We start from the raw sequence: 25,283 nt of genomic DNA on the forward strand, positions 1-25,283 counted from the left end.
TGGGGGCTTCTCCGCGTCGAAGCGGTAGGGGGGAATGAAGACATCCCTGAGATCGATCCGACCTCTTCGCCGGTGGAGGCGAACGCGACCTGCATGGTGATCGCGGTCGTCCATCCCGACATCGGTCAGGTCGGTGTGGTGGTGACCCGTGACGAGGGCACCGGCGCCGAGCAGCCCGTGGAGGTCTTCGACGGATTCCTCGACCTGCCCGAGGAGGAGATCGAGATCGCGGACCTCGTGGGGGACGACTTCTCCCACCGGGTGCCCGTGGCGGGTCCACGCGCACGGTTGCGCGTCACGGTGGACGACCCGGAGATGGCACAGAAGGTGACGATCTTCGTTTCACCTGCCTGATCCGATGAGAAAGAGCCCTGCCGGGGAGGTTCCCGGCAGGGCTCTTTCCATGGTGGGGCAGTGGTCCGTGGTGACTCATGGGAGCGCCCTGCGGAGCGAATGCCCAGCGGGGCGCTTCTGTTGTCGTCGAGCGACCGCCCGCGAGGCGTTCAGCCCGTCTTCGCCCAGTCCCCGCACCCCGACGACTTGAAGTAGCCGTCCTTCGCCGTGACCTTCACGACGGCCGTGCCCGTCACGTTGTCGTTCGCGAGGATCGAGTCCAGGCCGTGGCCCGCGTCCTTCGAGCGCTCCCAGTAGCACTCGGCGTCCTTGTTGCCCGTGGACTTGTACGTGCCGGGGGCGATGTCGACGCCCACCTTGAACATGCCCCCGTCGCCCTTGAGCGTGGTCTGCGGGGTGCCCTTCGCCTTCGGGTCGACGGCCTCCCACGTACCGCAGCCGGAGGACTTGAAGAGCTTGTCCGAGGTCTTGATCTCGACGTAGGCGGTGCCCGTCACGTTGTCGTTGGCGAGGGTCGAGTCCAGTTCGCCCGAGGCGTCCTTGGCGCGCTCCCAGTAGCACTCCGCGTCCTTGTTGCCCGTGGAGCGGTAGAGGCCGGGCTTCACGTCCGCGCCCACCTCGAAGTCGCCGTCGCCGTCGATCGTGGCGACCTTCTTCTCGGGGGCTTCGGGGGCCTTGGACTCCGGGGCCTTCTTGTCGCCGCCCTGCTTCGCGGGCTGCTCCTGCTTGGCGCCGGCCTGCGGGGACTCGCTGTCGCCGCCCCCGCCCACCGCCGCGCCGATCACGATGACGGCGACGATCGCGCCGGCGCCGGTGAGGACCTTGTGACGGGCGAACCAGTTGCGCTGCTGCTGCTGAGACATGGCTGTGGCACCTTCCGGGGCGCTGTGAGGACTCCGTGTTCCGATGACGTAATCACATCAGAGACTGTGAACCGAGTCAACATGGTTCACAGGATTTGAGTTCACTCACGCTGTGAACCGGTGTGGGCGGTAGGCTCGGTGTGTTCACACACGGACGAGGGGAGTCGGACAGGTGCCCGAAGAGAGCGCGACAGAGGTCACCGCCGCCGGTATCGCCCGGCTGGCCGGGGTCGGCAGGGCCGCCGTGAGCAACTGGCGCCGCCGCCACGCCGACTTCCCCCGGCCCGTCGGAGGGACGGAGACCAGCCCCTCCTTCGCCCTCGGCGAGGTCGAGCAGTGGCTCCGCGACCAGGGGAAACTGGCCGAGGTCCCGCTCCGCGAGCGCGTCTGGCAGCAGCTCTCCGGCCACCCCGCCGGCACCGTTGCCGGCCTCGTGCACACCGGCTGCGTCCTGCTCCTCCTCCGCGAGCGGCCGCGCGCGTGGACCGCGCTCGGCGCGCTCCCCGACGACCGGCTCCCCGGGGTCCTGTCCGAGGCCCTCGAAGAGGTCCTCACCGTCCGCTTCGGTCTGCCGAGGGCCGTCCGCACCCCCACCGCCGCCGAGACCGCCCCCGCCGTGCCCCTGCTCCGCGCCGCCGCGGAACTGGCCACCGAACTGGGAGGCGCGCGCCAGGCCTTCGAGTTCCTGCTCGGCCGCCACCTGGACGCCAACCCCCGGCAGTACACGCTCACCCCGCCCCCGCTCGCCGAGCTCATGGCGGAGCTCGCCGCCGCCGCCGTGCCCGACGGCCGCCCCCTCGCCACCGTCGTCGACCCGGCCTCCGGCACCGGCGGCCTGCTGCGCGCCGTCCCCCACCCCGCCGCGCTGTACGCCCAGGACGCCGACCCCGACCTGGCCGCCCTCACCGCCCTGCGGCTCGCCCTCCACGGGGACGCCGACATCCGCGCCGCCACCGCCGACACCCTCCGCGCCGACGCCTTCCCGGCCCTGGCCGCCGACGCGGTCCTGTGCCACCCGCCGTTCAACGAGCGGGCCTGGGGCCACGACGAACTCGCCTACGACCCGCGCTGGGAGTACGGCTTCCCGGCCCGCACGGAGTCCGAACTGGCCTGGGTGCAGCACGCCCTCGCCCGGCTCCGCGACGGCGGGACCGCGGTCCTCCTCATGCCGCCCGCCGTCGCCTCCCGCCGCTCCGGCCGCCGCATCCGCGCCGACCTCCTGCGCCGCGGCGCGCTCCGGGCCGTGGTCGCCCTCCCGGCCGGCGCCGCGCCCCCGTACGGCATCCCGCTCCACCTCTGGGTCCTCGTCCGGCCCGGCGGCGACCAGCGGCCCCCGGCGGAGACCCTGTTCGTGGACACCGCCGGGCTCGCCCCGGACGCCGGCCGCGACAAACTGCCCTGGACCACCCTCCGGAACACGGTCCTCGACGCCTGGGCGGGCCGGGGCGGCGGCGAGTCCGTGGCCCGCGCCGTCCCCGTCATCGAACTCCTCGACGACGAGGTCGACCTCGCCCCCGCCCGCTACCTCACGGCCCCCGCGGCCGGCGGCACCGCACCCGAACTCGCCACGGTCCGCGAGCGCCTGGACGAGACGCTGCGCCGCACCCGGGGCCTCGCCCCCACCCCCGTCCCCGCGCGCTCCGGGCCCCGCCCGCTCACGACCGTCGGCGAACTGGCCCGCACCGGCGCCCTCCAGCTCCGTACCGGTGGCTCCGGCACGGCGCCCGGGGGCGACGACGTCCCCGTCCTCACCGAGCACGACGTCCTGTCCGGCGGGGCGCCCTCCGGCACCCTGCCCGGCGGCGGTCCGGCCGAGGAGCCCGTCCTCGTCGCCGAGGGCGACGTCGTCGTCCCCGTCCTCGGCGGCGGCTCCGTGACCCGGGTCGTGGACGCGGCCACCGCGGGCGCCGCCCTCGGCCGCAACCTCCAGCTCCTGCGGCCCGATCCGGCCGCCCTCGACCCCTGGTTCCTCGCCGGCTTCCTGCGCGGCACCGCCAACAACCGGCAGGCCAGCAGCTTCGCCTCGACCGCGACCAGGCTCGACGTGCGCCGCCTCCAGCTGCCCCGGCTGCCCCTCGCCGACCAGCGCCGCCACGGCGCCCACTTCAAGTCCCTCGCCGAGTTCGAGGAGGCCCTGCGGCTGGCCGCCCGCCTCGGCGAGCAGCTGGTGCAGGGCCTGTACGACGGCCTCGCCGACGGAAGCGTGGAACCCGGGTGACGACGCGGGCGTGGAGCCGGGGCCGGGAGGGTCTTACTCTCTTAGCCTGATCATCCGTCTGGGGGAGCGTCGTATGTACGGTCAGGTGCCCACACCCGCGCCGGCCCGGGCCACCGGCCCGTCGGCGGCCACGATCACCGTCCGCGTGCTCATCACGGTCCTGGTCGTGCTGTCCCTCGGCTTCCTCGCGTGGGTGGCGATGCTCCGGATCGCGATCATGCGGCGGTCCGGGCGCGACTGGGCGCTCTTCTGGGTCCACCTGGTCTTCAACATCGCCTGTGTGGTGCCGCTGGAGCAGCGGTTCGCCGGCACGTGGATGAACACCGCCGGCATGGTGGTCCTGCTCGTCCAGATGGCGATCGTGACCTGCTACTTCCTGGTCGTCGACATCCGTCACCACCAGCCGGCCCCGGTCCTGGTCATGGTCCCGCCCCCGCCCGCGCAGCCGCCGGCCCAACCGCCGTACCGGCCGCTCGGGTACGCGTACGGCGCCGACGGCACCCCCGTCACGGCGTCGGGCCCGCTCGCCGCACCCAACCCGTACCTCTCCGCCGCCGCGCCGCCGCTCGTGGTGCCCGTGCCCCAGCCGCCCCAGCCGCCCGCCGGGCCCCGGATCGACCAGGTCCGCGCCGAGCTGGACGAGCTGAGCGACCTCCTCCGCACCCACGGAGAAGGCGACGAGCGGGCGTGAACGGACGTGTCATCGGCGGGCGCTACGAGCTCGCCACCGTCATCGGCCAGGGCGGCATGGGCCAGGTCTGGACGGCGTACGACGGAAGGCTGGACCGCCGGGTCGCGGTGAAGCTGCTCCGCCCGGCCACCATGACGGGCCCCGAGACCGCCGCCGAGGAGCTGCGGCGCCGTTTCGTGCGGGAGTGCCGGGTGACCGCGCACGTCGACCACCCCGGGCTCGTCACCGTGCACGACGCGGGCAGCGACGGCGACGACCTCTACCTCGTCATGCAGTACGTGGAGGGCGCGGACCTCGCCGACCACCTCGCCGAGCACGACCCGTACCCCTGGCCGTGGGCGGTCTCCGTCGCCGCGCAGCTGTGCGCGGTGCTCGCCGCCGTCCACGCCGTGCCGATCGTGCACCGCGACCTCAAGCCGCGGAACGTGATGGTCCGCCCGGACGGGTCGGTCGTCGTCCTCGACCTGGGCGTCGCCTCCGTCCTGGACGCGGACACCACCCGGCTCACCCACACCGGCTCGCCCATCGGCAGCCCCTCGTACATGGCACCCGAGCAGGCCATGGGCGGCGCCGTCGGCCCGTCCACCGACCTGTACGCCCTCGGCGTCCTGCTCCACGAACTCCTCAGCGGCACCGTGCCGTTCGCCGGGTCCACCGCGCTCGGTGTCCTCCACCGGCACCTGTACGAGCCTCCCGTACCGCTCCGGCAGCTGCGGCCCGAGGTGCCCGGGACCCTCGAAGCGCTGGTGCTGCGGCTGCTCGCCAAGGACCCGCGGGAGCGCCCCTCCGGCGCGCACGAGGTGTACGAGCACCTGCTGCCGCTGCTCCCCGCGCGCGGGGCCCCCGCGGGACCCCTCGACCCGACCCGGCCCTTCCTCCGCCCGCACGCGCCCTGGCCCGACCGCCCGGCGGCGCACCCGTCGGCCGTCGCCCCCGCGTTCCCGGCACCGGCGTCGGTGCCGACACCGGTTCCGACACCGACACCGACACCGACACCGACACCGACATCGACACCGGCACCGGTTCCTGTTCCGGCGCAGGCCACACCGGCGGCCCGGCCCGACGTCGCCGCCGCCGTCGACGAGGTCAAGCGGCTGCTCGGGGAGGGCTCGCTCACCCAGGCCGTGGACGTCCTCGGCGGGATCCTGCCCGCCGCCGCGGCCGAGCACGGCGAGGCTTCGCCGGTCGTCCGCATCCTGCGCAAGCAGTACGCGTCGACGCTGATGGACGACGGCCAGTACCGGCGCGCCCTGCCGGAGCTGCGCCGGCTCGTGGCGGACCGCGACGCCGAGGCGGGGCCGGGGGATCCGCAGGTCCTGCGGTTCCGGTACGACGTGGCCCTCTGCCTGGAGCAGTTGGGGGAGACGGCGGCCGCGCTCACGGAGTTCCGCGCGGTCCTGCCGTACTACGAGTCGGACCTCACCCGCGCCTTCGACATCCGGCAGCGGATCGGGCTGCTCCTCGTGGCGGCGGGCGAGCACACGGCGGGACAGGACCAGCTCCAGCGGCTGCTGTTCGACGCGGAGCGCGCGTACGGCCCGTATCACCCGCTTCCGGTGGACTTGCGGCGTGTGCTCGCGCACCAGCGGCAGCTGGGGCCGCGCTCCTGACGTGACGACAGGATCACGACTCGGCAAACGATCGGGAAGTGGATCTTACTGATCCTTTTTGCCTGATTTGGTGCATGTAGCGTTCGCGTCTGATCATGTTCGCGCTCAAAAGGAACCTCTCATGACGACGCCGTCCGCGCCCCCCGCCCCCGAGCGGCCCGCCGCTCCCGAGCAGCAGCCCGCCGCCCCCGCGAAGAAGGGTGGCCGCCTCCTCAAGAAGGTCGGCGGAGTCGTCGTCGCGATCGTCATCGCCCTCGCCGTGAAGTTCGGCCTCCCGTACCTCACCGGCGAGGCCCCGGTGCACGCCCAGGTCGGCGAGTGCGTCACCGTGACGGGCCCCGACAACGACCCCAAGGTCGACACCACGGACTGCTCCTCCGGGAAGCCCGACCTGTTCAAGGTCGTCAAGGTCATCGACAACACCTTCGACGTGAACCGGTGCGGTGCGGAGCTCTCCGCGCTCGCGCAGGAGCTGAACTCGGACAAGTTCGTCCTCTGCCTCGAAGAGGTCGCCGCGAAGTAACCGCGCGTCGCGACTCCGCGAAGGGCCGGGACCCGCCACGGGGCCCGGCCTTCGTTCCGGCTGGATAGTAGCCATGGCTATCATAGCCATGTACGGTATCTCGGGTGAGTGAAGCAACGGAGAGAGCCACGGCGGGATTCCTGGTCTGGCGCCTGTCGACGAAGTGGCGGGTGGCCGTCGACCGGGCGGTCGCGCCGCTGGGCCTGACCCACGCCCAGTACGCGCTGATGGGGTCGCTGTACGGCATGTCGCGCTCCGGGCTGCGGCCCAGTCAGCGGCGGCTCGCCGACCACACCGGTCTCGAAGCGCTGTACGTCTCCAAACTCGCCCGCGCCCTGGAGACCGCCGGACTCGTCACCCGCACCCGGGACCCCGACGACCCGCGCGCCATGCAGCTGTCGCTCACCGAGGAAGGGCGCGACGTCACGCGCCGCGCGATCGGGGTGGTCCAGGGTCTCCTCGACCAGCTCCTCGCGCCGCTCGGGGGACAGGACGGCCCGCACGCCCGGCGGTTCGCCCGCGACCTCGCGACCCTGCTCGACGCACCTCTTGATCCGCATCCTCTTGATCCACCCGCCGAGAACGACGAGGAGCAGTCATGACCACCACCGCGTCCACGACCGCGACCACCACCGCGTCCACCGCCGCACCCACGACCAACGGCCGGGTCATAGCCCTGGCGCACTACGCCGCCCGCGCCCTCCTGGAGGGCGTACTGACCCGCCACGGGGCCACGTTCGAGCAGAGCGTGACGCTCCAGGCCGTCGTGCGCGCCGGCGGCTCCGCCGGCCGCGACGAGCTCGTCGCCGACGTCACCGGCTCGCTGAAGAACGACCCGTCGGCCGTGCACGGCGTGATCGAAGGACTGACGGCCGCCGGACTGCTGGAGGCCGACCCGGCGGAGACCTCCCGGCTGCGGCTCACGGACGCCGGGCGGGAGCTGCACGAGAGCGCCGGCGCCGAGTCCGCCCTGACCTCCGCCCGGCTGTACGCCGGCATCCCGGCCGAGGACCTCGCCGTCGCGGGCCGCGTGCTGACCCTGATCACCGAGCGCGCGAACGCCGAGCTCGCGGGCGCCTCCTGACCGTCGGAACCGTCGGAACCGCCGGAACCGCCGGACTGGTTCGGCCGCCGGGCCACCGGCCGCCGGCCGCCCCCCGAGCGTGGATTCGTTACGGCATCTGACCGGCGTCCAGGCGTGTCAGACGGCCCGGAGCGCCCGGCCGGCCGCATGGTCCCCGCATGACGAAGTCGAGCAGGCCCCTCGGGTTCACCGCCTGTGCCGCCGCGTGCGCCGTCGGCGCGCTGGCCGCCCTCCCGGCCGGGGCGGTGGCCCCCCACGCGTACGCCTCCCGGGTCGACGTGGGCAACCCCGTCGCCGGCGGCAACGGCTACGGGGTCGTCACCGAGAAGGACGCCCTGCTCGGCAGTACGGAGTCCGAGGGGCCCGTCGCCGTCGGCGGCAACCTGTCCTACGGCTCCGGCTACGACGTCTCGCTCCGCACCGCCGGAACCTTCACCGCCCCCGGCGACGCCCGCCCCACCGCCCTCCTCGTCGGCGGCCGGATCGCGCACGGCGCCGACAGCCGGGCCGGCGTCCTGAAGGTCCTGTCCGACGGCTACGTGAAGATCGGCGACCTCACCGGCAGCGACGTCGTCACGAAGGACGGCGACAACGCCGCCGTCCACACCCGGGTCACCGCCACCGGCGCCGGGCACGACCCCACGCCCCGCGTCGAACTCACCGCCGACCAGCCCGCCGCCTCCGTCGGCCCCGCGCCCGGCCTCATGGACTTCACGGCCCTCTTCGGCGCCTACCGCGACCGCGCCGACGCGCTCGCCACCTGCGCGGACAACGTCGAGATCGTCGACCGGGGCCGCGTCACCCCGGTCGCGGGCCGCACCAACGTCCTCCGCCTCACCGGCGCCGAGCTGAACCGGCTCTCCGAGCTGACCTTCCTCGACCGGCCCACCGCCACCGGACCCCTCGTCATCGACGTCGACACCACGGCCACCGGCGGAGTCCTCACCTGGGACGTCCCCGACCTGGCCGGGATCAGCGGCGCCGACGCGCCGTACGTCCTGTGGAACTTCGCCGACGCCACCGACATCACCATCGACGCCGGCGACACGATCGAGGGAACGGTCTACGCCCCCCGCGCGCACCTCACCGACCTCGACCCCGCCGGCATCGAGGGCGACGTCATCGTCCGCTCCCTGACCGCCGGCCCCCTCGACGAGGCCGACACCCGCGCGGCGGCCGGCCGGGGCGGCGCCCAGCGCACCTCACGGGCCCCCGCGAACGCGGGCGAGATCCACTACGCCCCGTTCGCGGCGAAACTGACGTGCGGCGAGGCCCCGACGCCGACGCCGAAGGACCCGACGCCCACTTCCACGGATCCGACCCCGACCGAACCGACTCCCACCCCGACGGACCCGACCCCCACGCACCCCGAGCCCTCGGAGTCGACCCCCGTCCCGGCCCCGTCCCCGACCGACCCGGGCTCCGGCCTCGCCGAGAGCGGCACGGGCGTCCGTACCTACGCGGCGGCCACCCTCGCCGTACTGAGTACCCTTGGGGGCCTGCTGCTGATCCGGCGGTTCAGGCACTGAGCCGGCCCGGGGCGCCGGGAACGCCGGATCGAAACGTACGGAGGCGGAAGACGTGACGGAAGCCGTCCCCACGGCCATCGTGCGGACCGCCCGGCTCGACCTCGTGCCGCTCGCCGTCGCGCACGCCGACGAGATGGCCGGGGTCCTGGCCGACCCCGCCCTGCACACCTTCATCGGCGGCGCCCCGCTGACCGCGCCCGAACTCCGCGCGCGGTACGAGCGGCTGGTCGCCGGTGCGCCGGACCCGGCCACGGTCTGGGCGAACTGGGTCGTACGGCTCCGGGCCGAGGGCCGGCTGACCGGGACCGTGCAGGCCACGGTCACCGACGGCGGGCGGGCCGCGGAGATCGCCTGGGTGATCGGCACGGACTGGCAGGGCCGGGGGATCGCCCGGGAGGCGGCCGAAGGACTCGTCGGCCTCCTCGTGGAGCGAGGAGTACGGACGGTCGTGGCCTACGTCCACCCGGACCACACGGCCTCCGCCGCCGTCGCCCGCGCGGCCGGCCTCGCCCCGACGGACCGCGTGGAGGACGGCGAGATCCGCTGGGAGGGACCCGCACCCGCCCGGTGAGCCCGGTGAGCCCCTTTCGGGCGCGGCCCCCTCAGCCGCCGCGGGCCGTCCGGGCGGCGGCCCCCCTCGCGGCCAGGACCACACCCAGGAGCAGCAGCGCCGCCACCGCGCCCGCCGCGAGGCCGGCCCGGAGGCCCGGGGGGCGGAAGGAGCAGTCCAGCGTCGTGGCGCCGGGGCGGACGTCGACCGCGAGCAGCCCGCCGTACGAGACCGCCCGCGCGCCCTCGCAGCGCCAGCCCGCGATCCGGGGGGCCGCCACGACCGCCGTGCCCGTCGTGCCGGGCGGGAGGCCGGCCCGTATGCCGTCCGATGTGACGTGGACCGAGGTCGCCGCACGGGCGCGCAGGGCCGCGACCGCCGTGCGGAGGCGGTCGTGGTCCAGGCAGCCGAGTTCGCCGGGGCCCGGCAGGACCGGCCGCAGGCCGGGTGTCCGCTGGACGCCCAGGGACGTCATCGCCGCCCGCCGCTTCGGCTGCCCGCCGAGGAGCCGGACCTCGCGGTCGCCGAGGCGGGCCGGGCCCGTCGCGTCGGGCGCCCACAGGAACACCTCGGTGCCGACCGGGCAGGCGCCCGCGCGCGGAGCCCCGTACACCCGGGATCCGAGCAGGAGTTCCTGGTTGCGGAAGGGCGACGGACCGTAGACCGGGGCGGGGCCCGCCGGCCGTACCGTCACGAGCGGCAGATACGTCTCCGTACGGACGACCGCGCCGTCCCGCCACCGCGCCCCCACCCCGAACAGCGCGTCCGTCACCGGGTTGTCCAGGCTCAGCAGGTTCCGGCCCCGTGAGGTCCAGCCGCCGCCGAGCGCGGTCAGCGTGTCCGTCAGGACCGCCGGGGTGTGGCTGGAGTAGTACGCGGCGCCCTGGCCGCCGAGCAGCAGCGGATCGTTGCCCGCGACCCGGGGCAGCCCGGCGTCCGTGCGGTACGCGGGCCAGCCGTCGGCCGCCGCGAGGGCCGCCGCACGCCGCTCCTGCGCCACGCCGAGGGGCGGGTAGTCGTCGAGCCGGACGAGCCGTTCCCGGTCCGCGTACGCCGTCGTCGCCGCCGCCTGGCCGAGTACGGTCCCGACGACCAGGAGCGCGCCGAGCACGCCGTACCGGCCCCGCGCCGGGAGCAGCAGCGCGCCCGCCACCGCCGCCAGGCCCGCGCCCGTGAACAGCAGCGCCCAGCCGGTGAGGAACGGACTGGGCAGCGCGCCCGCCGCCAGGACCAGGACGACCGCCGTGCCGCCGAGCAGCGACCGGCGGTCGGGGCGGCCGTGAGCGAGGCCCGTCCAGGCGGCGAGGACGAGGACACCGGAGAGGACGAAGGTCTGGCGGTACGGGCTGCCGTTCGGGGTCGCGAAGGCGTGCCAGAGCAGGTGCGTCGGGCCCCACTGCATCGAGACGACGACCGCCGCGCACAGGCCCGCCCACAGCCACCGCTCCCGGCCCGGCACGTCCCGGCGGAACAGCAGCGCCCCCGCGAGCAGGAGCACCGCCGTGCAGACGAAGGCCGCCGGGGTCGCGAAGCCGTACGTCACCGGGAGCAGCCGGGCCAGGACGTCCGTGGCGGGCGCCGGGTCGAACTCCCGGACCAGACCGGGGTGGGCGCGGCGCGAACCGAGGAGGACGGGGACGAGGACGGGAGCCGCGAGGCCGGTCCCGATCGCCGCCGTCACCACCGCCCGGACCGCCGTCCGCCACCGGAAGGAGTCCGTCACCGCCAGGCGGACGAGGAGGACGAGCGCCGCGCCCAGGACCGCCATGTAGGCCGTGTAGAAGTTGGCCGCCCAGCAGACCGCGACCACCAGCGGCCCGAGGAGCGGCCGCCGGCCCTCCCGCACCCACTCGCCCACCAGGCAGAGCAGCGGGAAGGCGATCAGGCCGTCCAGCCACATCGGGTTGTACGTGCCCTCCGCGAGCGACCAGCCGCACAGCGCGTACGAGGCGCCCAGGGCCGCCGCCCACCACCAGGAACCCGGGCCGAGGCGGCGCAGCAGGAAGGTCATGGCCGCCGCCGCGACCGCCGTCTTCAGGACGGTGACCGCGTACACCGCGTACTCGACGTCCCCGCGCGGGAAGAGCGCGACCAGCGGGGCGAAGGGGCTCGACAGATAGGTGCCGTAGTCGGGGAGGAAGCTGGTGCCCCAGCCCGCCCGCCAGTCGAGCAGGAGCCCGCCGTCCGCCCGGCCGCGCAGCAGGTCCCACAGGTGCGCGTGGAAGGGCGTGAACTGGTTCGCGAGGTCGTTGACGGCCCGGTGGCGCGGCCCGAAGGGGAAGACCCGGGCGGCGGCGTCCCCGCCGCAGACGGCGGTTACGGCCAGGAGGGCGGAGAGCAGGCACGAGCGCGTGGTGTTCGGCATGACGGCTCGAATATGCCAGCGAACGGCGGGGAGGAACCGGGCACGGCCACCCAGTTCATCCAATGGTCGACTGAAGGCCATCCACGCGGACCGGCCGGGTCACCGCACTCCGTTGTCGTGGTCCGCGTGCTTCTGTCGATCGTCGTCCCGTGCTTCGACGAGGAGGACGTCCTCGCCCGTTTCCACGACCGCGTGACCGAGGAACTCGCCCGTTTCGACGGAGGGTTCGAGATCGTCTACGTGGACGACGGAAGCCGGGACGGGACCCTCCCGCTCCTCCGGGAGCTCGCCGCGCGCGACCCCCGCCACGTCCGCTACGTCTCCTTCAGCCGCAACTTCGGCAAGGAGGCGGCGATGCTGGCCGGACTCCGCGCCGCCGCGGGCGAGGCCGTCGTGATCATGGACGCCGACCTCCAGCACCCGCCGGAGCTGGTGCACCGCATGGTCGCGCTGCACGCCGAGGGGTACGACCAGGTCGTCGCCCGCCGCACCCGCGAGGGCGACCGCTTCACCCGCACCCTCAGCGCCCGCCTCTACTACCGGGCGATCAACCGGCTCGTCGACGTCGAGCTCGTCGACGGCGTCGGCGACTTCCGGCTCCTGTCCCGCCGCACCGTCGACGCGGTCCTCGGACTCGGCGAGTACAACCGCTTCTCCAAGGGCCTCTTCTCCTGGGTCGGCTTCCGCACCACGACGTTCTCCTACGAGAACGCCGTCCGCGAGCAGGGCCGCTCCACGTGGACCTTCGGCAAGCTCCTCAACTACGGCCTCGACGGCCTCCTCTCCTTCAACAACAAGCCGCTGCGGGCCGCCCTCCACCTCGGGTTCCTCCTCGTCCTCGTCGCCCTCGGCCACGCGTCCTGGATCGTCGTCGACGCGCTCGCCAACGGCGTCGACACCCCCGGCTACGTCACCCTCCTCGTCACCGTCACCGCCCTCGCCGGCGTCCAGATGGTCATGGTCGGACTGATCGGCGAATACGTCGGCCGCGTCTACTACGAGGTCAAGCGGCGGCCCCACTACCTGGTGCAGGAGACGCACGAGGGGCCCGAGACGGGTGAGGGACGGGCCGACACCCGGCGTACGGCTGAGTCGTTGTGGGAAACAGTCGCACCGAAGTAGTGGCTCCGGCCCCGGCGACTCCCTACCATCGATCACCGCAAGGTCGTTCAACTGACGCACGACCAGCCCGGGAGGCTCCTTTGCACCGCCGCACTGCGCTCACCGTCTCCGCCGCGCTCCTCGCCGCGGCCCCGCTGCTCACCGCCTGCGGCAGTGAGGCCCACCCAGGAGCGGCGGCCGTCGTCGGCGGTGAACGGATCGACGTCGCCAGCCTCCAGGCCCAGGTGAAGGACGTACGCGCCGCGCAGGAACGTTCCCCGCAGGCCGCCCAGCTCGTCCAGGGCACCGGCGACCTGCCCCGCCGCAAGCTCAACGTCATGATCTTCGACCGGGTCGTCGACAAGGTCGCCGCGGACAACGGCGTCACCGCCACCCGCGCGGAGCTCCAGCAGACCAGGACCGCGTTCGTCCGCGAGAGCGGCGGCGAGGAACAGCTCGCCACCGTCCTCCTCCAGGAGCAGGGCGTGGCCCCCGGCCAGATCGACGACGTCGTCCGCCGCAACGTCCTCATGAACAAGATCGCCGCCAAGCTCGGCGTCACGGACACCCCCGAGGGCCAGAAGAAGCTGACGGACGTCTTCTCCGCCGCCTCCAAGGCCCTCGCCATCGACGTCAACCCGCGCTACGGCGCCTGGGACGACGCCCAGGTCCGCCTCTCCGCCACCACCGCACCCTGGCTGCGGAAGATCAGCCAGGACCCGACCGCCGTCCCGGCCGGAGCGTGACCCGTTGTAGGTTCGAGGGGTGACATCTGAGAGCCCCGGCCGCATCGTCCTGCTCACCGCCAGCCACCGCGTGGCCCCCGGACTCCTGTCCTGGCCCGCCTGGCAGGCGCTGCGCGGCGCGGACCGGGTGCTCTGCCCCGACGAGCACCACCCCCAGCTGCCGTACCTGCGGGAGGCCGGGGTCGCCGTCGAGCACCTCCGGCCCACCGCCGAGGAACTCGTCGCGGCCTGCGCCGGGGGCCGCACCGTCCTGCTGCTCCCCTCCGGCGAGGGCGACCGCGCGCTGACCGACGGCCTCGCCCGGCTCGCCGGCTCGGGCCGCTTCACGATGCCCGACCTGGAACTGCTGCCCGGCTCGTACGACCTGCCCGGCGCCCGGCTCCTCGACCTCGTGCAGATCATGGACCGCATCCGCCGCGAGTGCCCCTGGTCCTCGCGGCAGACGCACAAGGGACTCGCCAAGTACGGCATCGAGGAGGCGTACGAACTCGTCGAGGCGATCGAGGAGGGCGATCGGAAGGAACTGCGCGAGGAGCTCGGGGACGTCCTGCTCCAGGTCGTCTTCCACGCCCGGATCGCCGAGGAGGACCCGGAGGAGCCGTTCTCCGTGGACGACGTCGCCGGGACGATCGTCGAGAAGCTGATCCACCGGCACCCACACGTCTTCGGCGACGCGACCGCCGAGACGCCGGAGGAGGTCAAGGCCCACTGGCTGCGGACCAAGGCCGTCGAGAAGCAGCGGGAGTCCGTGACCGACGGCGTGCCGCTCGGCCAGCCGGGGCTCGCGCTCGCCGCGAAGCTCGCGGGCCGGGTGCGGACGGCCGGCCTCGACGTACCGCTGCCGGAGGGCGAGGGCATCGGGTACGAACTGCTCGGCCTCGCCGCCAGGGCGGAGGCGGCCGGCGTGGACCCGGAGGCGGCCCTGCGCGCGGCGGCCCGCACGTACCGGGACGCGATCCGCGCGGCGGAGGGCCTGTGACCGGGCCGCGGAGCGGACGGAAGGGCGACGTGGGCGGGACGGTCCTTCTCACGCTCTTCCTCGCGTGGGAGGCGGCGAGCGGCGGCAACCCGGAGTGGCTGCGCGTCGTCTTCGCGCTGTTCGCGCTGGTGGGCGTCGTCCGGCTGGCGCGGTTCGCCGCGATGCGGGTGCGGCCGCGCGCCCGGAGCTGACGCCCGGCTCAGGGTTCGCGCGGGGCGCGGGCCTCCGGGTCGTGCCAGAGCGGTGCGGGCGGGCCCAGGAGGCGTTCGGCCGCGGTGTTCGGGCGGACGGTGAAGCGGCCCACCGGCGGCAGCGTGTCGTGGTGGATCCTGGCCGGCTCGGTGCCCAACTCCACGAGCGTCTCGGTGACCTCCGTCAGGAAGCCGGGCGGCCCGGCGAGGTAGACGTCGTGCGCGGCCCAGTGGACGCAGGCCCGCAGGGACTGGAGGAGCCGCTCCGTCGCCTGGTCCTTGCGGTACCCGGGCGCGGACGTGATGTAGGTGACGCTCAGGCCCGGGAGCCGTTCCTTCAGGCGCTCGGCGTCCCGCCGCCCGTACAGGTACTCCTTCGAGCGGGCCACGACGAACAGACGGCCCTTCAGCTCCGGCTCGGCGCCCGCCGCCTCCGCGAGCAGCGCCCGCACCGGGGCCCACCCCGTACCCGCGCATATATAGGTACGGAGCCCGCCGGGCTCCGTCCGCGAGGTGAGGCCGCCGCCGGGCGCGCTGAGCCGCAGGGTCTCGCCGGGAGCCGTCTCCTCGACGAGCGCCGTGCTCATCGCGCCGCCCCTGATCCGGCTCACGTGCAGCTCCACGGTGCCGTCCGGGCGGGGCGCGTCCGCGAGGGAGTAGGTGCGCCAGACGCGCGGGACGCGCAGCGAGCTGACGCCGACGTACTGGCCGGGAAGGTACGGCAGGGGCTGCCGGGGCCGCAGGGTGAGGACGGCCAGGTCCTCGCCGTACCGCTCGTTCCGGACGACGTCCGCGTCCCACCAGGCCGGCTCCCCGGCCCCGGCCGCCTCGTCGGCGCCCGCCAGCATCAGGCCGGCGACATGCCCGTACGCCTCCGTCCAGGCCTTCTCGGCGTCCACGGTCCAGGCGGATCCGGCGGCGTGCGCGAACGCGGCGAGCAGGCTCGAACCGACGGCGGCGTACAGCGCGGGGGAGGCGAGGAACTTGCGGTGGTCACGGCCCAGCCGTCCCAGGTACTCGGCGAGCCCCGGGGCCTCCAGATGGGTCACGACGTGCGTGAGCGCGGCGAACAGCCGGTCCCGCTGGGGCTGCATGTCCTCGGGGAACAGCTCGCGCAGGGCGGGGTTGTTCCAGAAAAGATGCGAGTAGAAGAAGGTGACGGCGTGTTCGGCCCGTCTCTCGACGACCGCGAACGTGCTTCTGAGCATCTGAGGATCCACCGCACGAATCTAGGGCACGAGCCCACTCCTTGATCACGAGATCTCCACAGACCTCACCGCCGGGGCCGCCCTGTACGGTCGGGGGGTGAGCACCACCCCCGGCCCCGCACCCGTCCCGCCGCCCGCAGAGCCCTCCGCCCCCGAGCTCTTCACCTGGGAGTTCGCGAGCGATCCGTACCCCGCCTACGCCTGGCTCCGGGAGCACGCGCCCGTGCACCGGACGACGCTGCCCAGCGGGGTCGAGGCCTGGCTCGTGACCCGGTACGGGGACGCCCGGCAGGCCCTGGCCGACCAGCGTCTCTCGAAGAACCCGGTGCACCACGCGGAGCCCGGGAAGACGGGGATCCCCGGCGAGCGCAGCGCCGGCCTCATGACGCACCTGCTCAACATCGACCCGCCCGACCACACCCGGCTGCGGCGGCTCGTGTCGAAGGCGTTCACCCCGCGCCGGGTCGCCGAGTTCACCCCGCGCGTGCAGGAACTGACGGACCGGCTCATCGACTCCTTCGCGGAGCGGGGGAGCGCGGACCTCATCCACGAGTTCGCGTTCCCGATGCCCATCTACGCGATCTGCGACCTGCTCGGCGTGCCCCGCGAGGACCAGGACGACTTCCGGGACTGGGCCGGGATGATGATCCGGCACGGCGGCGGGCCCCGCGGCGGGGTCGCCCGGTCGGTGAAGAAGATCCGCGGCTACCTCGCGGAGCTGATCCACCGCAAGCGCCAGGACCTCGGCGACGACCTGATCTCCGGCCTGATCCGCGCGAGCGACCACGGTGACCACCTCACCGAGGCCGAGGCCACCGCGATGTGCTTCGTGCTCCTCTTCGCCGGTTTCGAGACGACCATCAACCTCATCGGCAACGGCGTCCACGCCCTGCTGCACCACCCCGAGCAGCGCGAGCGGCTCCAGGCCTCGATCGCGGCGGGCCAGACGGGCCTCCTGGAGACCGCGGTGGAGGAGCTGCTGCGGTTCGACGGGCCGGTGGAGATGGCCACCTGGCGGTACGCGACGCAGCCGCTGACCATCGGCGGGCAGGAGATCCCGGCGGGGGACCCGGTGCTCGTGGTGCTCGCCGCCGCCAACCGGGACCCGGAGCGGTTCGCGGGACCGGACACGCTCGACCTCACCCGGCGCGACAGCCAGCACCTCGGGTACGGGCACGGCATCCACTACTGCCTGGGCGCGCCGCTCGCCCGCCTCGAGGGGCAGACGGCGCTCGCGACCCTGCTGACCCGCCTTCCGGACCTGCGACTTGCCGCCGACCCGGCCGAACTGCGCTGGCGCGGCGGGCTCATCATGCGGGGATTGCGCACGCTTCCGGTGGAGTTCTCCCCGTCCGTACCGCTCCGGCACGGTGACGGCGTATCAGAAATGTGATCTTCGCGTGATCGTGAGGCCATCGACTTGTGACGAGCGTTCGAATACCGCTACGTTCGCCGCAATCCCAGCCGTCACGCGAAAGGCGCTCCTATGCGTTCCGGGAACGGACGACACCGTCGCCCCCGTCAGGCCCCCGCCATCGTCGTCGCCGCCGGTGTGACCGGATCCGCCATGGCGCTGCCGCTGCTCGCCACCGGGTCCGCCTCCGCGGCCGACGCCGCCACCTGGGACCGGGTCGCCGAGTGCGAGTCCGGCGGCCAGTGGAGCGCCAACTTCGGCAACGGCATGTACGGCGGCCTCCAGTTCACCCAGGACAGCTGGGAGCGGAACGGCGGCCTGGCGTACGCGCCCAGCGCCGACCTGGCCAGCCGCGCCCAGCAGATCGCGGTGGCCGAGAAGGCGCTCGCCAAGGGCTCCGTCGAGTGGGCCACCTGCGCGCCGATCGCCGGCCTGACGAACGACGGCAGGGCCCCCGGCGTGGACCCGGGGCCGGCTTCCGTCCCGAAGGTCCCCACGGGGCCGGTCGTCGAGTCGAACCGGACCGCGGGCCTTCCGGAGGGCTCCACGGGCTCCACCGCGACCGAGGAGACCGCGAGGCGGGCCACGGGCGCCGTCACGCCGACCGCCCCCGCCTCTCCGACCGCGCCCGCCACGCCGGTCTCGCCGACCGCGCCCGGCGTGCCGACCACCCCGGTGAGCCCCTCCGCGCCGGCCGACACGACCGCGCCGACCACTCCGGTCACCCCGACCACCCCGGTCGCCCCTGACGCCTCCACCACGCCCGGTGCGCCCGGTTCGTCCGTGATGCCCGGCACTCCGGAAGGTGACGCGACGTCGGCCACTCCCGGAAGCGGGAAGCATCGGGGCGAGGCCGCACCGGAGGAAACCGGCAAGGCGGACAGTTCACTCGAATCGGGTAGACACGCCTCGTCCGGGAGCAAGGTGACCGAAACGCCCATCGCATCGACGCCGGTTGACGAGGCGAAGGGTGCGGGCGCAACGGACAGTCAGGACACTTCGGACGCGTACACCGTGCGGCCGGGCGACAGCCTGTCCGACATCGCGCAGAAGAACGAACTCCCCGGAGGCTGGACCGCCCTCTACGACGCCAATCGGCGGACGGTGGGCATCGATCCGGACCTCATCCTTCCTGGTCAGAGCCTCGAATTGACGGACATTTCGCCCGCGACGGCCGAGTGATTCGAGGCCGTATGTCCGGTTCTGCGTAAGTGAGACATGGGTCTCTTCGCCCCAACTGGCGTGTCTTGGCCGTACCTTTTGTCTCCGCCACCTCTCACCTGCGTAAACGCCGCCCACCGGAGGGCAAGTAGGGGCGATATTTCCGCAATGCGCCTCTTTGAACTTCCGGTGGGTCTGTGTCTACGGTCTTACCGCTCGCCACCGCGGGCCCCGTCGACCGAAACGCCGAATCCTGCCGTCGGCCGATGGGAACAGTCGTCGCGCAAGCGCCGAAGGCAGGAGTGGGGGACCCAAGGTAAGTGCCGGTTCCGGCCGTTGAGAAAGACGGCCGACGATCGGCTTGGGGTGAAGCCGCGTGCTAGGACACGCGGCCGGGCAACTTTCCGGCCCGAACCCGACAGCTCACCTCACAGGCGTCGGTGAGGAGAATCTCCATGCTGTTTTCCGGCAAGGGCAAACACCGCCGTCCCTCCAAGGCCACCCAGGTCGTCGCGCTCGTCGGCGTCACCGGTGTCGCCGTCGCGGCCCCGCTGATGACCGCGGGCACCGCCTCGGCCGCCACGGCCTCCGAGTGGGACCGCGTCGCCCAGTGCGAGTCCGGCGGCAACTGGTCCATCAACACGGGCAACGGCTACTACGGCGGCCTCCAGTTCTCGGCCTCCACCTGGGCCGCGTACGGCGGCACCGCCTACGCCTCGACCGCCAACCAGGCGTCGAAGTCCCAGCAGATCGCCATCGCCGAGAAGGTCCTCGCGGGCCAGGGCAAGGGCGCCTGGCCGAGCTGTGGCGTGGGCCTCTCCGGAGCCTCCTACGACGGCGGCGCCGCCGAGAGCGCCCCGCAGCAGAGCGCCCCGCAGCCGGAGCGGAAGGCCGAGCAGCCGACCACCCGCAGCGAGCAGCGCCAGGCTCCGCAGCCGAAGAGCGCGCAGACCGCCGCGCCGAAGGCCGCCGCCAAGAAGACCGTCACCACCCCGACCGGCAAGAAGGTCGAGAAGGGCGACGGCGAGTACAAGGTCGTGACCGGCGACACCCTCAGCACCATCGCCCGGGCGCAGGGCGTCGACGGCGGCTGGGCCGAGCTCTTCGAGCTGAACAAGGACGTCGTCGAGAACGCCGACCTCATCTACCCGGGCCAGCAGCTTCACCTGAAGTGAGCCCGGCGGTCCGCGTGAGTCCGGCGGCTCACGCGGTCCCCACGACCCTCCCGCGGTGACCACCCCGACCCGGCGCGCCCCTTCCCCCGTGCGCGCCGGGCCGGGGTTCCCCGTTTCCGGGAGGAAGCCGGCCCCGGCTCTCCGCCTCCGGGAGGGAGCCGGCCGACCCCGACTCTCCGTTTCGGGACGACCCGGTGATTACCGCCCGGTAGATCCGGGGTCCTTCGTCCCGTGATGCATGCCCTTGGGTCCTTTTTCGTCCCAGGGGGCGGGCGCCCGGCGGGCCGGAGCCCCCGAGCCGGTTAGGCTCTTGTCGCAAGGCAAAGCGACCCTGCACCGGCCTTGCGTCACATCCAGCGTCACATCCCAAAAAGGAGATGCTCGTGCCGTCCATCGACGTCGTCGTAGCCCGGGAAATCCTGGACTCCCGAGGCAACCCCACGGTCGAGGTCGAGGTCGGCCTCGACGACGGCAGCACCGGCCGTGCTGCTGTTCCGTCCGGCGCCTCCACCGGTGCGTTCGAGGCCATCGAGCTTCGCGACGGTGACCCCAACCGCTACCTGGGCAAGGGTGTCGAGAAGGCCGTCCTCGCCGTCATCGAGCAGATCGGCCCGGAGCTCGTCGGCTACGACGCCACCGAGCAGCGCCTGATCGACCAGGCGATGTTCGACCTGGACGCCACCGAGAACAAGGCCTCCCTCGGCGCCAACGCCATCCTCGGCGTCTCCCTCGCCGTCGCGCACGCCGCGTCCGAGGCCTCCGACCTCCCGCTCTTCCGCTACCTCGGCGGCCCGAACGCGCACCTGCTGCCCGTTCCGATGATGAACATCCTCAACGGTGGGTCGCACGCCGACTCCAACGTGGACATCCAGGAGTTCATGATCGCCCCGATCGGCGCGGAGTCCTTCTCCGAGGCCCTTCGCTGGGGTGCGGAGGTCTACCACACCCTGAAGAAGGTCCTGAAGACCAAGGGCCTGTCCACCGGTCTCGGCGACGAGGGCGGCTTCGCGCCGAACCTCGAGTCGAACCGCGCCGCCCTGGACCTCATCATCGAGGCGATCAAGGAGGCCGGTTACGAGCCCGGCCGTGACATCGCGCTCGCGCTCGACGTCGCCGCCTCCGAGTTCTACAAGGACGGCTCGTACGAGTTCGAGGGCCAGTCCCGCACGGCCGCCGAGATGACGGACTACTACGCCGAGCTGGTCTCCGCGTACCCGCTGGTCTCCATCGAGGACCCGCTGTACGAGGACGACTGGGACGGCTGGAAGACCATCACCTCGCGCCTCGGCGACAAGGTCCAGATCGTCGGCGACGACCTGTTCGTCACCAACCCCGAGCGCCTGGCCCGTGGCATCGAGGAGGGCTCCGCGAACGCCCTCCTGGTCAAGGTCAACCAGATCGGCTCGCTGACCGAGACCCTCGACGCCGTCGAGCTGGCCCAGCGCAACGGCTTCAAGTGCATGATGTCCCACCGCTCCGGCGAGACCGAGGACGTCACCATCGCCGACCTCGCGGTCGCCGTGAACTGCGGCCAGATCAAGACCGGCGCCCCGGCCCGCTCGGACCGCGTCGCCAAGTACAACCAGCTGCTGCGCATCGAGGAGATCCTCGACGACGCCGCGGTCTACGCCGGCCGCAGCGCCTTCCCGCGCTTCAAGGGCTGATCGAGCCGATCAAGCCGATCAGGGCTGATCAAGCACTGATCAAGGGCTGACACCCACGCTCATCCGTACGTCCCCGTACTCGGTCCCGTACCGTGTGCGGGGACGTCCGCGTGAACAGGGGAGGCGACACGACATGGCCGCGAAGGACCGGGACCGGTTCTCGACCGCGACCCGGATCAGGCTGCTCGGCGAGCAGACCGCCGCCCGTGTCTACCGCTCCCAGACCCGCCGCCAGGCCCGCCGCTCCCGGCTCACCGGCCGCGCGGCCTTCCTCGCCCTGGTCGTCTGCTCCCTCGTCGTGGCGCTCGCCTACCCGATGCGGAGCTACGTGTCCCAGCAGGGCGAGATCGCCGAGCAGGAGCGCAAGGCCGCCGAGGCCGCCCGGCGGGTCGAGGAACTGAAGGACGAGAAGGCCCGCCTCCAGGACCCGGCCTACGTCCGCCGCCTCGCCCGCGAGCACCTGCACTACGTGCTGCCCGGCGAGACCGGCTTCACCGTGAACGACCCCGACGCGGAGCAACGGCCCCGCGCCGACCAGGGCGCGGCGGACCGTCCCTGGTACGACAACCTCTGGGACGGCGTCGACCACGCCGACCGCCCGTAACGTAACGACCTGACGAGCAAGGCAGACATGGAAACGCCCCCTCCGCAGACCGAACGCACCGAGCCCACCGAGGCGGACACCGCCGCCTTCGAGCTGCAGCTCGGCCGGCCGCCCCGCGGCCTGCGCGCCATCGCGCACCGCTGCCCGTGCGGCAACCCGGACGTCGTCGAGACCGCGCCGCGGCTTCCCGACGGCACCCCGTTCCCGACCACGTACTACCTGACCTGCCCCCGGGCGGCCTCGGCCATCGGCACCCTGGAGGCCAACGGGGTCATGAAGGAGATGCAGGCCCGGCTCGCCACCGACCCGGAACTCGCCGCCGCCTACCGGGCCGCGCACGAGGACTACATCGCCCGCCGTGACGCCATCGAGGTCCTGGAGGGCTTCCCCAGTGCCGGCGGCATGCCGGACCGGGTCAAGTGCCTGCACGTCCTCGTCGGCCACTCGCTGGCCGCGGGACCGGGCGTGAACCCGTTCGGCGACGAGGCCCTCGCGATGCTGCCGGAGTGGTGGGCGAAGGGCCCCTGCGTCACGCCGTGCGCGGACAAGGACGAGGTCAAGGACGAGGAGCAGAAGTGACCCGGGTCGCCGGAATCGACTGCGGTACGAACTCCATCCGCCTCCTCGTCGCCGACGTCCACCCCGGTACGGGCGAGCTCGTCGAGCTGGACCGGCGGATGACGATCGTCCGGCTCGGCCAGGGCGTCGACAGGACGGGCCGGCTCGCCCCCGAGGCCCTGGAGCGCACCTTCGCGGCCTGCCGCGAGTACGCCGAGGTCATCAGGGAACTGGGCGTCGAGCGGCTCCGCTTCGTCGCCACCTCCGCCTCCCGCGACGCCGAGAACCGCGCGGACTTCGTGAACGGGGTCGTGGAGATCCTGGGCGTCGAGCCCGAGGTCATCACCGGCGACCAGGAGGCCGAGTTCTCCTTCACGGGCGCCACCGGCGAACTGCACGGCACCGAGACGTACCTCGTCGTGGACATCGGCGGCGGCTCCACCGAGTTCGTCACCGGCAACAAGCACGTCGAGGCGGCCCGCTCCGTCGACATCGGCTGCGTCCGGCTCACCGAGCGGCACGTCCGGCACGACCCGCCGACCGCCGAGGAGGCCGACGCGATCCGCGCCGACGTCCGGGCCGCGCTCGACCTGGCCGCCGAGACCGTGCCGATCGACACCGCCGGCACCCTCGTGGGGCTCGCCGGCTCGGTCACCACGGTCGCCGCGATCGCCCTCGGGCTCCCGGAGTACGACTCCGAGAAGATCCACCACGCCCGGATCTCCGCCGCCCAGGTCGCCGAGGTCACCGACCGGCTGCTCGCCTCCACGCACGCCGAGCGGGCCGCGATCCCCGTCATGCACCCGGGCCGGGTCGACGTGATCATCGCCGGGGCGCTCGTCCTGCGGGAGATCGTGGAGCGGACCGGAGCCCCCGAGGTCGTCGTCAGCGAGCACGACATCCTCGATGGGATCGCCCTATCCGTCGCATAGAGGGCGTCTATCGGACCTCCCGGCGACACTCCGTCGGGAAAGTTCGTGAAGTTCTTCACAAGGAAAAGGGCCCTGATGGCGCCCGAAGAGGGTTCGAGGGGGGTCCTTGGGCCCTCCGAGGGGCGCTTCGGGGCCCTTTCGCAGGCGTGGAGGCCTCTTCGCTCGATGTTTCCATCGTGTGAACGTGTCCCGTGGTTCAGCGTTAACGGAGGCTCTCCTGGCCAGTTCACAAGGGGTGAACAACGTTCGCCCCTGCACCCTGGTTCCTTTGCACCACCATGACATGGATCACGTGGGCGGCGGAGTGTAGCAGAGGTACCCGGAGACCTTGTGAAGGGGCGCACGAGCACCCCCCTCATACGGGGTGGATACTCGATTCCATGAGCACCACGGAGCGTCCCAGGATCCTCGTAGTAGGCGGCGGGTACGTAGGCCTGTACGCAGCTCGGCGCATCCTCAAGAAGATGCGCTACGCGGAGGCGACCGTCACGGTCGTCGACCCGCGGTCGTACATGACCTACCAGCCCTTCCTCCCCGAAGCCGCCGCCGGCAGCATCTCGCCGCGCCACGTCGTCGTCCCGCTGCGACGCGTCGTCCGCGGAGCAGAGGTGCTCACCGGCCGGGTCACCACCATCGACCAGGACCGCAAGGTCGCCACGATCGCGCCGCTCGTCGGCGAGGCCTATGAGCTGCCCTTCGACTACCTCGTCATCGCGATGGGCGCCGTCTCCCGCACCTTCCCGATCCCCGGCCTCGCCGAGCAGGGCATCGGCATGAAGGGCATCGAGGAGGCCATCGGCCTGCGCAACCACGTCCTGGAGCAGCTCGACAAGGCTGACTCCACCACCGACGAGGAGGTCCGCCGCAAGGCGCTGACCTTCGTCTTCGTGGGCGGCGGCTTCGCCGGCGCGGAGACCATCGGCGAGGTCGAGGACCTGGCCCGCGACGCCGCGAAGTACTACCAGAACGTGTCGCGCGAGGACATGCGCTTCGTCCTGGTCGACGCGGCCGACAAGATCCTCCCCGAGGTGGGCCCGAAGCTCGGCCAGTACGGCAAGGAGCACCTCGAGGGCCGCGGTATCGAGATCTACCTCGAGACCTCCATGGACTCCTGCGTCGACGGCCACGTCGTGCTGAAGAACGGCCTCGAGGTCGACTCCAACACGATCGTCTGGACCGCCGGCGTGAAGCCGAACCCGGCGCTCTCCCGCTTCGGTCTGCCGCTCGGCCCCCGCGGCCACGTGGACTGCAACGAGAAGCTCCAGATCAACGGCCTCGACTACGCGTGGGCCGCGGGCGACAACGCCCAGGTCCCGGACATGGTCGGCCGCAAGGCGGGCAACCCGAACGCCTGGTGCCCGCCGAACGCCCAGCACGCCCTGCGCCAGGCCAAGGTCCTCGGCGACAACGTGGTGGCCGGCATGCGCGGCTTCCCGCAGAAGGAGTACAGCCACGCCAACAAGGGCGCGGTGGCCGGACTCGGTCTGCACAAGGGCGTCGCGATGATCGTCATGGGCAAGGTGAAGATCAAGCTCAAGGGCCGTCTCGCCTGGTACATGCACCGTGGCTACCACGGCATGGCGATGCCGACCTGGAACCGCAAGATCCGCGTCTTCGCCGACTGGACCCTCGCGATGTTCCTCAAGCGCGAGGTCGTCTCCCTGGGTGCCATGGAGACGCCGCGCGAGGAGTTCTACGAGGCGGCCAAGCCCGCCCCGGCGCCGGCAGCCCCGGCGCAGGAGAAGGCCAAGGCCTCCTGAGCA

24 protein-coding genes and 1 riboswitch are annotated in these 25,283 nt (G+C 72.9%); of the genes, 21 read left to right on the top strand and 3 right to left on the bottom strand.

What is annotated here, in order from left to right:
- Nucleotides 1-72 precede the first annotated feature (72 nt).
- The gene (locus ACFWUY_RS05385; protein WP_384102220.1) at nucleotides 73-354 is read left to right on the top strand and encodes a hypothetical protein; all 282 of its coding nucleotides are present in this window, start codon (nucleotides 73-75) and stop codon (nucleotides 352-354) included.
- Between the two features lie 149 nt (nucleotides 355-503).
- On the opposite strand, the gene ACFWUY_RS05390 is transcribed toward ACFWUY_RS05385, so the two are convergent.
- A complete protein-coding gene (locus ACFWUY_RS05390) occupies nucleotides 504-1,217 on the bottom strand; it encodes a hypothetical protein (RefSeq protein WP_384102223.1) in 714 nt (237 codons plus the stop codon).
- Nucleotides 1,218-1,389: 172 nt separating this feature from the next.
- Between ACFWUY_RS05390 and ACFWUY_RS05395 the strand changes: the two genes are divergently transcribed.
- From ACFWUY_RS05395 to ACFWUY_RS05430, 8 genes are all read left to right on the top strand, one after another.
- Nucleotides 1,390-3,435, top strand: a complete 2,046-nt coding sequence (locus ACFWUY_RS05395) for an N-6 DNA methylase (RefSeq protein WP_384102226.1) — start codon at nucleotides 1,390-1,392, stop codon at nucleotides 3,433-3,435.
- A 73-nt stretch (nucleotides 3,436-3,508) separates the two neighbouring features.
- Entirely contained in the window at nucleotides 3,509-4,126 is a 618-nt protein-coding gene (locus ACFWUY_RS05400; RefSeq protein WP_384102230.1) for a hypothetical protein, read from the top strand.
- Nucleotides 4,123-5,736, top strand: coding sequence for a protein kinase (locus tag ACFWUY_RS05405; protein ID WP_384102232.1), 1,614 nt, complete (start codon nucleotides 4,123-4,125; stop codon nucleotides 5,734-5,736). The genes ACFWUY_RS05400 and ACFWUY_RS05405 overlap by 4 nt, the downstream gene beginning before the upstream one ends.
- Nucleotides 5,737-5,857: 121 nt before the next feature.
- Nucleotides 5,858-6,259 carry a hypothetical protein gene (locus ACFWUY_RS05410; RefSeq protein ID WP_384102236.1) on the top strand — a complete coding sequence of 134 codons (402 nt, stop codon included), beginning with the start codon at nucleotides 5,858-5,860 and terminating at the stop codon, nucleotides 6,257-6,259.
- 104 nt (nucleotides 6,260-6,363) lie between these two features.
- On the top strand, nucleotides 6,364-6,861 hold the full coding sequence (locus ACFWUY_RS05415; protein ID WP_384102238.1) for a MarR family winged helix-turn-helix transcriptional regulator: 498 nt from the start codon (nucleotides 6,364-6,366) through the stop codon (nucleotides 6,859-6,861).
- Nucleotides 6,858-7,343: a MarR family winged helix-turn-helix transcriptional regulator gene (locus tag ACFWUY_RS05420; RefSeq protein ID WP_384102241.1), complete on the top strand. Its 486-nt coding sequence runs from the start codon at nucleotides 6,858-6,860 to the stop codon at nucleotides 7,341-7,343. Before ACFWUY_RS05415 ends, ACFWUY_RS05420 begins: the two co-directional genes overlap by 4 nt.
- A gap of 158 nt (nucleotides 7,344-7,501) precedes the next feature.
- Entirely contained in the window at nucleotides 7,502-8,872 is a 1,371-nt protein-coding gene (locus ACFWUY_RS05425; RefSeq protein ID WP_384102243.1) for a collagen-binding domain-containing protein, read from the top strand.
- 52 nt (nucleotides 8,873-8,924) lie between these two features.
- Nucleotides 8,925-9,443, top strand: coding sequence for a GNAT family N-acetyltransferase (locus tag ACFWUY_RS05430; protein WP_384102247.1), 519 nt, complete (start codon nucleotides 8,925-8,927; stop codon nucleotides 9,441-9,443).
- 31 nt (nucleotides 9,444-9,474) lie between these two features.
- On the opposite strand, the gene ACFWUY_RS05435 is transcribed toward ACFWUY_RS05430, so the two are convergent.
- A complete protein-coding gene (locus ACFWUY_RS05435; RefSeq protein ID WP_384102250.1) occupies nucleotides 9,475-11,787 on the bottom strand; it encodes a YfhO family protein in 2,313 nt (770 codons plus the stop codon).
- 126 nt (nucleotides 11,788-11,913) lie between these two features.
- On the opposite strand from ACFWUY_RS05435, the gene ACFWUY_RS05440 reads away from it, so the two are divergent.
- From ACFWUY_RS05440 to ACFWUY_RS05455, 4 genes are all read left to right on the top strand, one after another.
- Entirely contained in the window at nucleotides 11,914-12,909 is a 996-nt protein-coding gene (locus tag ACFWUY_RS05440; RefSeq protein WP_384102253.1) for a glycosyltransferase family 2 protein, read from the top strand.
- Nucleotides 12,910-12,989: 80 nt separating this feature from the next.
- Nucleotides 12,990-13,634 (top strand): SurA N-terminal domain-containing protein, encoded by a 645-nt coding sequence (locus tag ACFWUY_RS05445; RefSeq protein WP_384102256.1) that lies wholly within the window; start codon nucleotides 12,990-12,992, stop codon nucleotides 13,632-13,634.
- A gap of 19 nt (nucleotides 13,635-13,653) precedes the next feature.
- Nucleotides 13,654-14,613: a nucleoside triphosphate pyrophosphohydrolase gene (locus ACFWUY_RS05450; protein ID WP_384102260.1), complete on the top strand. Its 960-nt coding sequence runs from the start codon at nucleotides 13,654-13,656 to the stop codon at nucleotides 14,611-14,613.
- Nucleotides 14,610-14,804: a hypothetical protein gene (locus ACFWUY_RS05455; protein ID WP_384102263.1), complete on the top strand. Its 195-nt coding sequence runs from the start codon at nucleotides 14,610-14,612 to the stop codon at nucleotides 14,802-14,804. Before ACFWUY_RS05450 ends, ACFWUY_RS05455 begins: the two co-directional genes overlap by 4 nt.
- A gap of 8 nt (nucleotides 14,805-14,812) precedes the next feature.
- On the opposite strand, the gene ACFWUY_RS05460 is transcribed toward ACFWUY_RS05455, so the two are convergent.
- The gene (locus ACFWUY_RS05460; RefSeq protein ID WP_384102265.1) at nucleotides 14,813-16,012 is read right to left on the bottom strand and encodes a globin domain-containing protein; all 1,200 of its coding nucleotides are present in this window, start codon (nucleotides 16,010-16,012) and stop codon (nucleotides 14,813-14,815) included.
- 97 nt (nucleotides 16,013-16,109) lie between these two features.
- On the opposite strand from ACFWUY_RS05460, the gene ACFWUY_RS05465 reads away from it, so the two are divergent.
- The 8 genes from ACFWUY_RS05465 (at nucleotide 16,110) to ACFWUY_RS05500 (ending at nucleotide 25,280) form a co-directional block, all read left to right on the top strand.
- Complete coding sequence (locus tag ACFWUY_RS05465) at nucleotides 16,110-17,405, top strand: cytochrome P450 (protein ID WP_384102268.1); 1,296 nt, start codon at nucleotides 16,110-16,112, stop codon at nucleotides 17,403-17,405.
- A 93-nt stretch (nucleotides 17,406-17,498) separates the two neighbouring features.
- Complete coding sequence (locus ACFWUY_RS05470; RefSeq protein WP_384102270.1) at nucleotides 17,499-18,608, top strand: transglycosylase family protein; 1,110 nt, start codon at nucleotides 17,499-17,501, stop codon at nucleotides 18,606-18,608.
- Nucleotides 18,609-18,865: 257 nt separating this feature from the next.
- Nucleotides 18,866-19,039: riboswitch (cyclic di-AMP (ydaO/yuaA leader) on the top strand.
- Nucleotides 19,040-19,042: 3 nt separating this feature from the next.
- Entirely contained in the window at nucleotides 19,043-19,762 is a 720-nt protein-coding gene (locus tag ACFWUY_RS05475; protein ID WP_384102274.1) for a transglycosylase family protein, read from the top strand.
- A 383-nt stretch (nucleotides 19,763-20,145) separates the two neighbouring features.
- On the top strand, nucleotides 20,146-21,426 hold the full coding sequence (eno, locus tag ACFWUY_RS05480; protein WP_384102278.1) for a phosphopyruvate hydratase: 1,281 nt from the start codon (nucleotides 20,146-20,148) through the stop codon (nucleotides 21,424-21,426).
- A 133-nt stretch (nucleotides 21,427-21,559) separates the two neighbouring features.
- The gene (locus ACFWUY_RS05485; protein WP_384102281.1) at nucleotides 21,560-22,030 is read left to right on the top strand and encodes a septum formation initiator family protein; all 471 of its coding nucleotides are present in this window, start codon (nucleotides 21,560-21,562) and stop codon (nucleotides 22,028-22,030) included.
- Nucleotides 22,031-22,057: 27 nt separating this feature from the next.
- A complete protein-coding gene (locus tag ACFWUY_RS05490) occupies nucleotides 22,058-22,609 on the top strand; it encodes a DUF501 domain-containing protein (protein ID WP_384102283.1) in 552 nt (183 codons plus the stop codon).
- Nucleotides 22,606-23,520, top strand: a complete 915-nt coding sequence (locus tag ACFWUY_RS05495; protein WP_384102287.1) for an exopolyphosphatase — start codon at nucleotides 22,606-22,608, stop codon at nucleotides 23,518-23,520. The genes ACFWUY_RS05490 and ACFWUY_RS05495 overlap by 4 nt, the downstream gene beginning before the upstream one ends.
- Nucleotides 23,521-23,900: 380 nt before the next feature.
- Nucleotides 23,901-25,280: an NAD(P)/FAD-dependent oxidoreductase gene (locus ACFWUY_RS05500; protein ID WP_366037871.1), complete on the top strand. Its 1,380-nt coding sequence runs from the start codon at nucleotides 23,901-23,903 to the stop codon at nucleotides 25,278-25,280.
- The last annotated feature ends 3 nt before the right edge of the window (nucleotides 25,281-25,283 follow it).

It is taken from the genome of Streptomyces sp. NPDC058664 (assembly GCF_042716635.1).
Lineage (GTDB): Bacteria > Actinomycetota > Actinomycetes > Streptomycetales > Streptomycetaceae > Streptomyces.

What these genes read in the sequence shown, in the direction of transcription:
- ACFWUY_RS05390 (WP_384102223.1), bottom strand. Translation starts at nt 1,217, where the DNA reads ATGTCTCAGCAGCAGCAGCGCAACTGGTTCGCCCGTCACAAGGTCCTC.
- ACFWUY_RS05400 (WP_384102230.1), top strand. Translation starts at nt 3,509, where the DNA reads ATGTACGGTCAGGTGCCCACACCCGCGCCGGCCCGGGCCACCGGCCCG.
- ACFWUY_RS05410 (WP_384102236.1), top strand. Translation starts at nt 5,858, where the DNA reads ATGACGACGCCGTCCGCGCCCCCCGCCCCCGAGCGGCCCGCCGCTCCC.
- ACFWUY_RS05420 (WP_384102241.1), top strand. Translation starts at nt 6,858, where the DNA reads ATGACCACCACCGCGTCCACGACCGCGACCACCACCGCGTCCACCGCC.
- ACFWUY_RS05425 (WP_384102243.1), top strand. Translation starts at nt 7,502, where the DNA reads ATGACGAAGTCGAGCAGGCCCCTCGGGTTCACCGCCTGTGCCGCCGCG.
- ACFWUY_RS05435 (WP_384102250.1), bottom strand. Translation starts at nt 11,787, where the DNA reads ATGCCGAACACCACGCGCTCGTGCCTGCTCTCCGCCCTCCTGGCCGTA.
- ACFWUY_RS05460 (WP_384102265.1), bottom strand. Translation starts at nt 16,012, where the DNA reads ATGCTCAGAAGCACGTTCGCGGTCGTCGAGAGACGGGCCGAACACGCC.
- ACFWUY_RS05470 (WP_384102270.1), top strand. Translation starts at nt 17,499, where the DNA reads ATGCGTTCCGGGAACGGACGACACCGTCGCCCCCGTCAGGCCCCCGCC.
- ACFWUY_RS05475 (WP_384102274.1), top strand. Translation starts at nt 19,043, where the DNA reads ATGCTGTTTTCCGGCAAGGGCAAACACCGCCGTCCCTCCAAGGCCACC.
- ACFWUY_RS05485 (WP_384102281.1), top strand. Translation starts at nt 21,560, where the DNA reads ATGGCCGCGAAGGACCGGGACCGGTTCTCGACCGCGACCCGGATCAGG.
- ACFWUY_RS05490 (WP_384102283.1), top strand. Translation starts at nt 22,058, where the DNA reads ATGGAAACGCCCCCTCCGCAGACCGAACGCACCGAGCCCACCGAGGCG.
- ACFWUY_RS05500 (WP_366037871.1), top strand. Translation starts at nt 23,901, where the DNA reads ATGAGCACCACGGAGCGTCCCAGGATCCTCGTAGTAGGCGGCGGGTAC.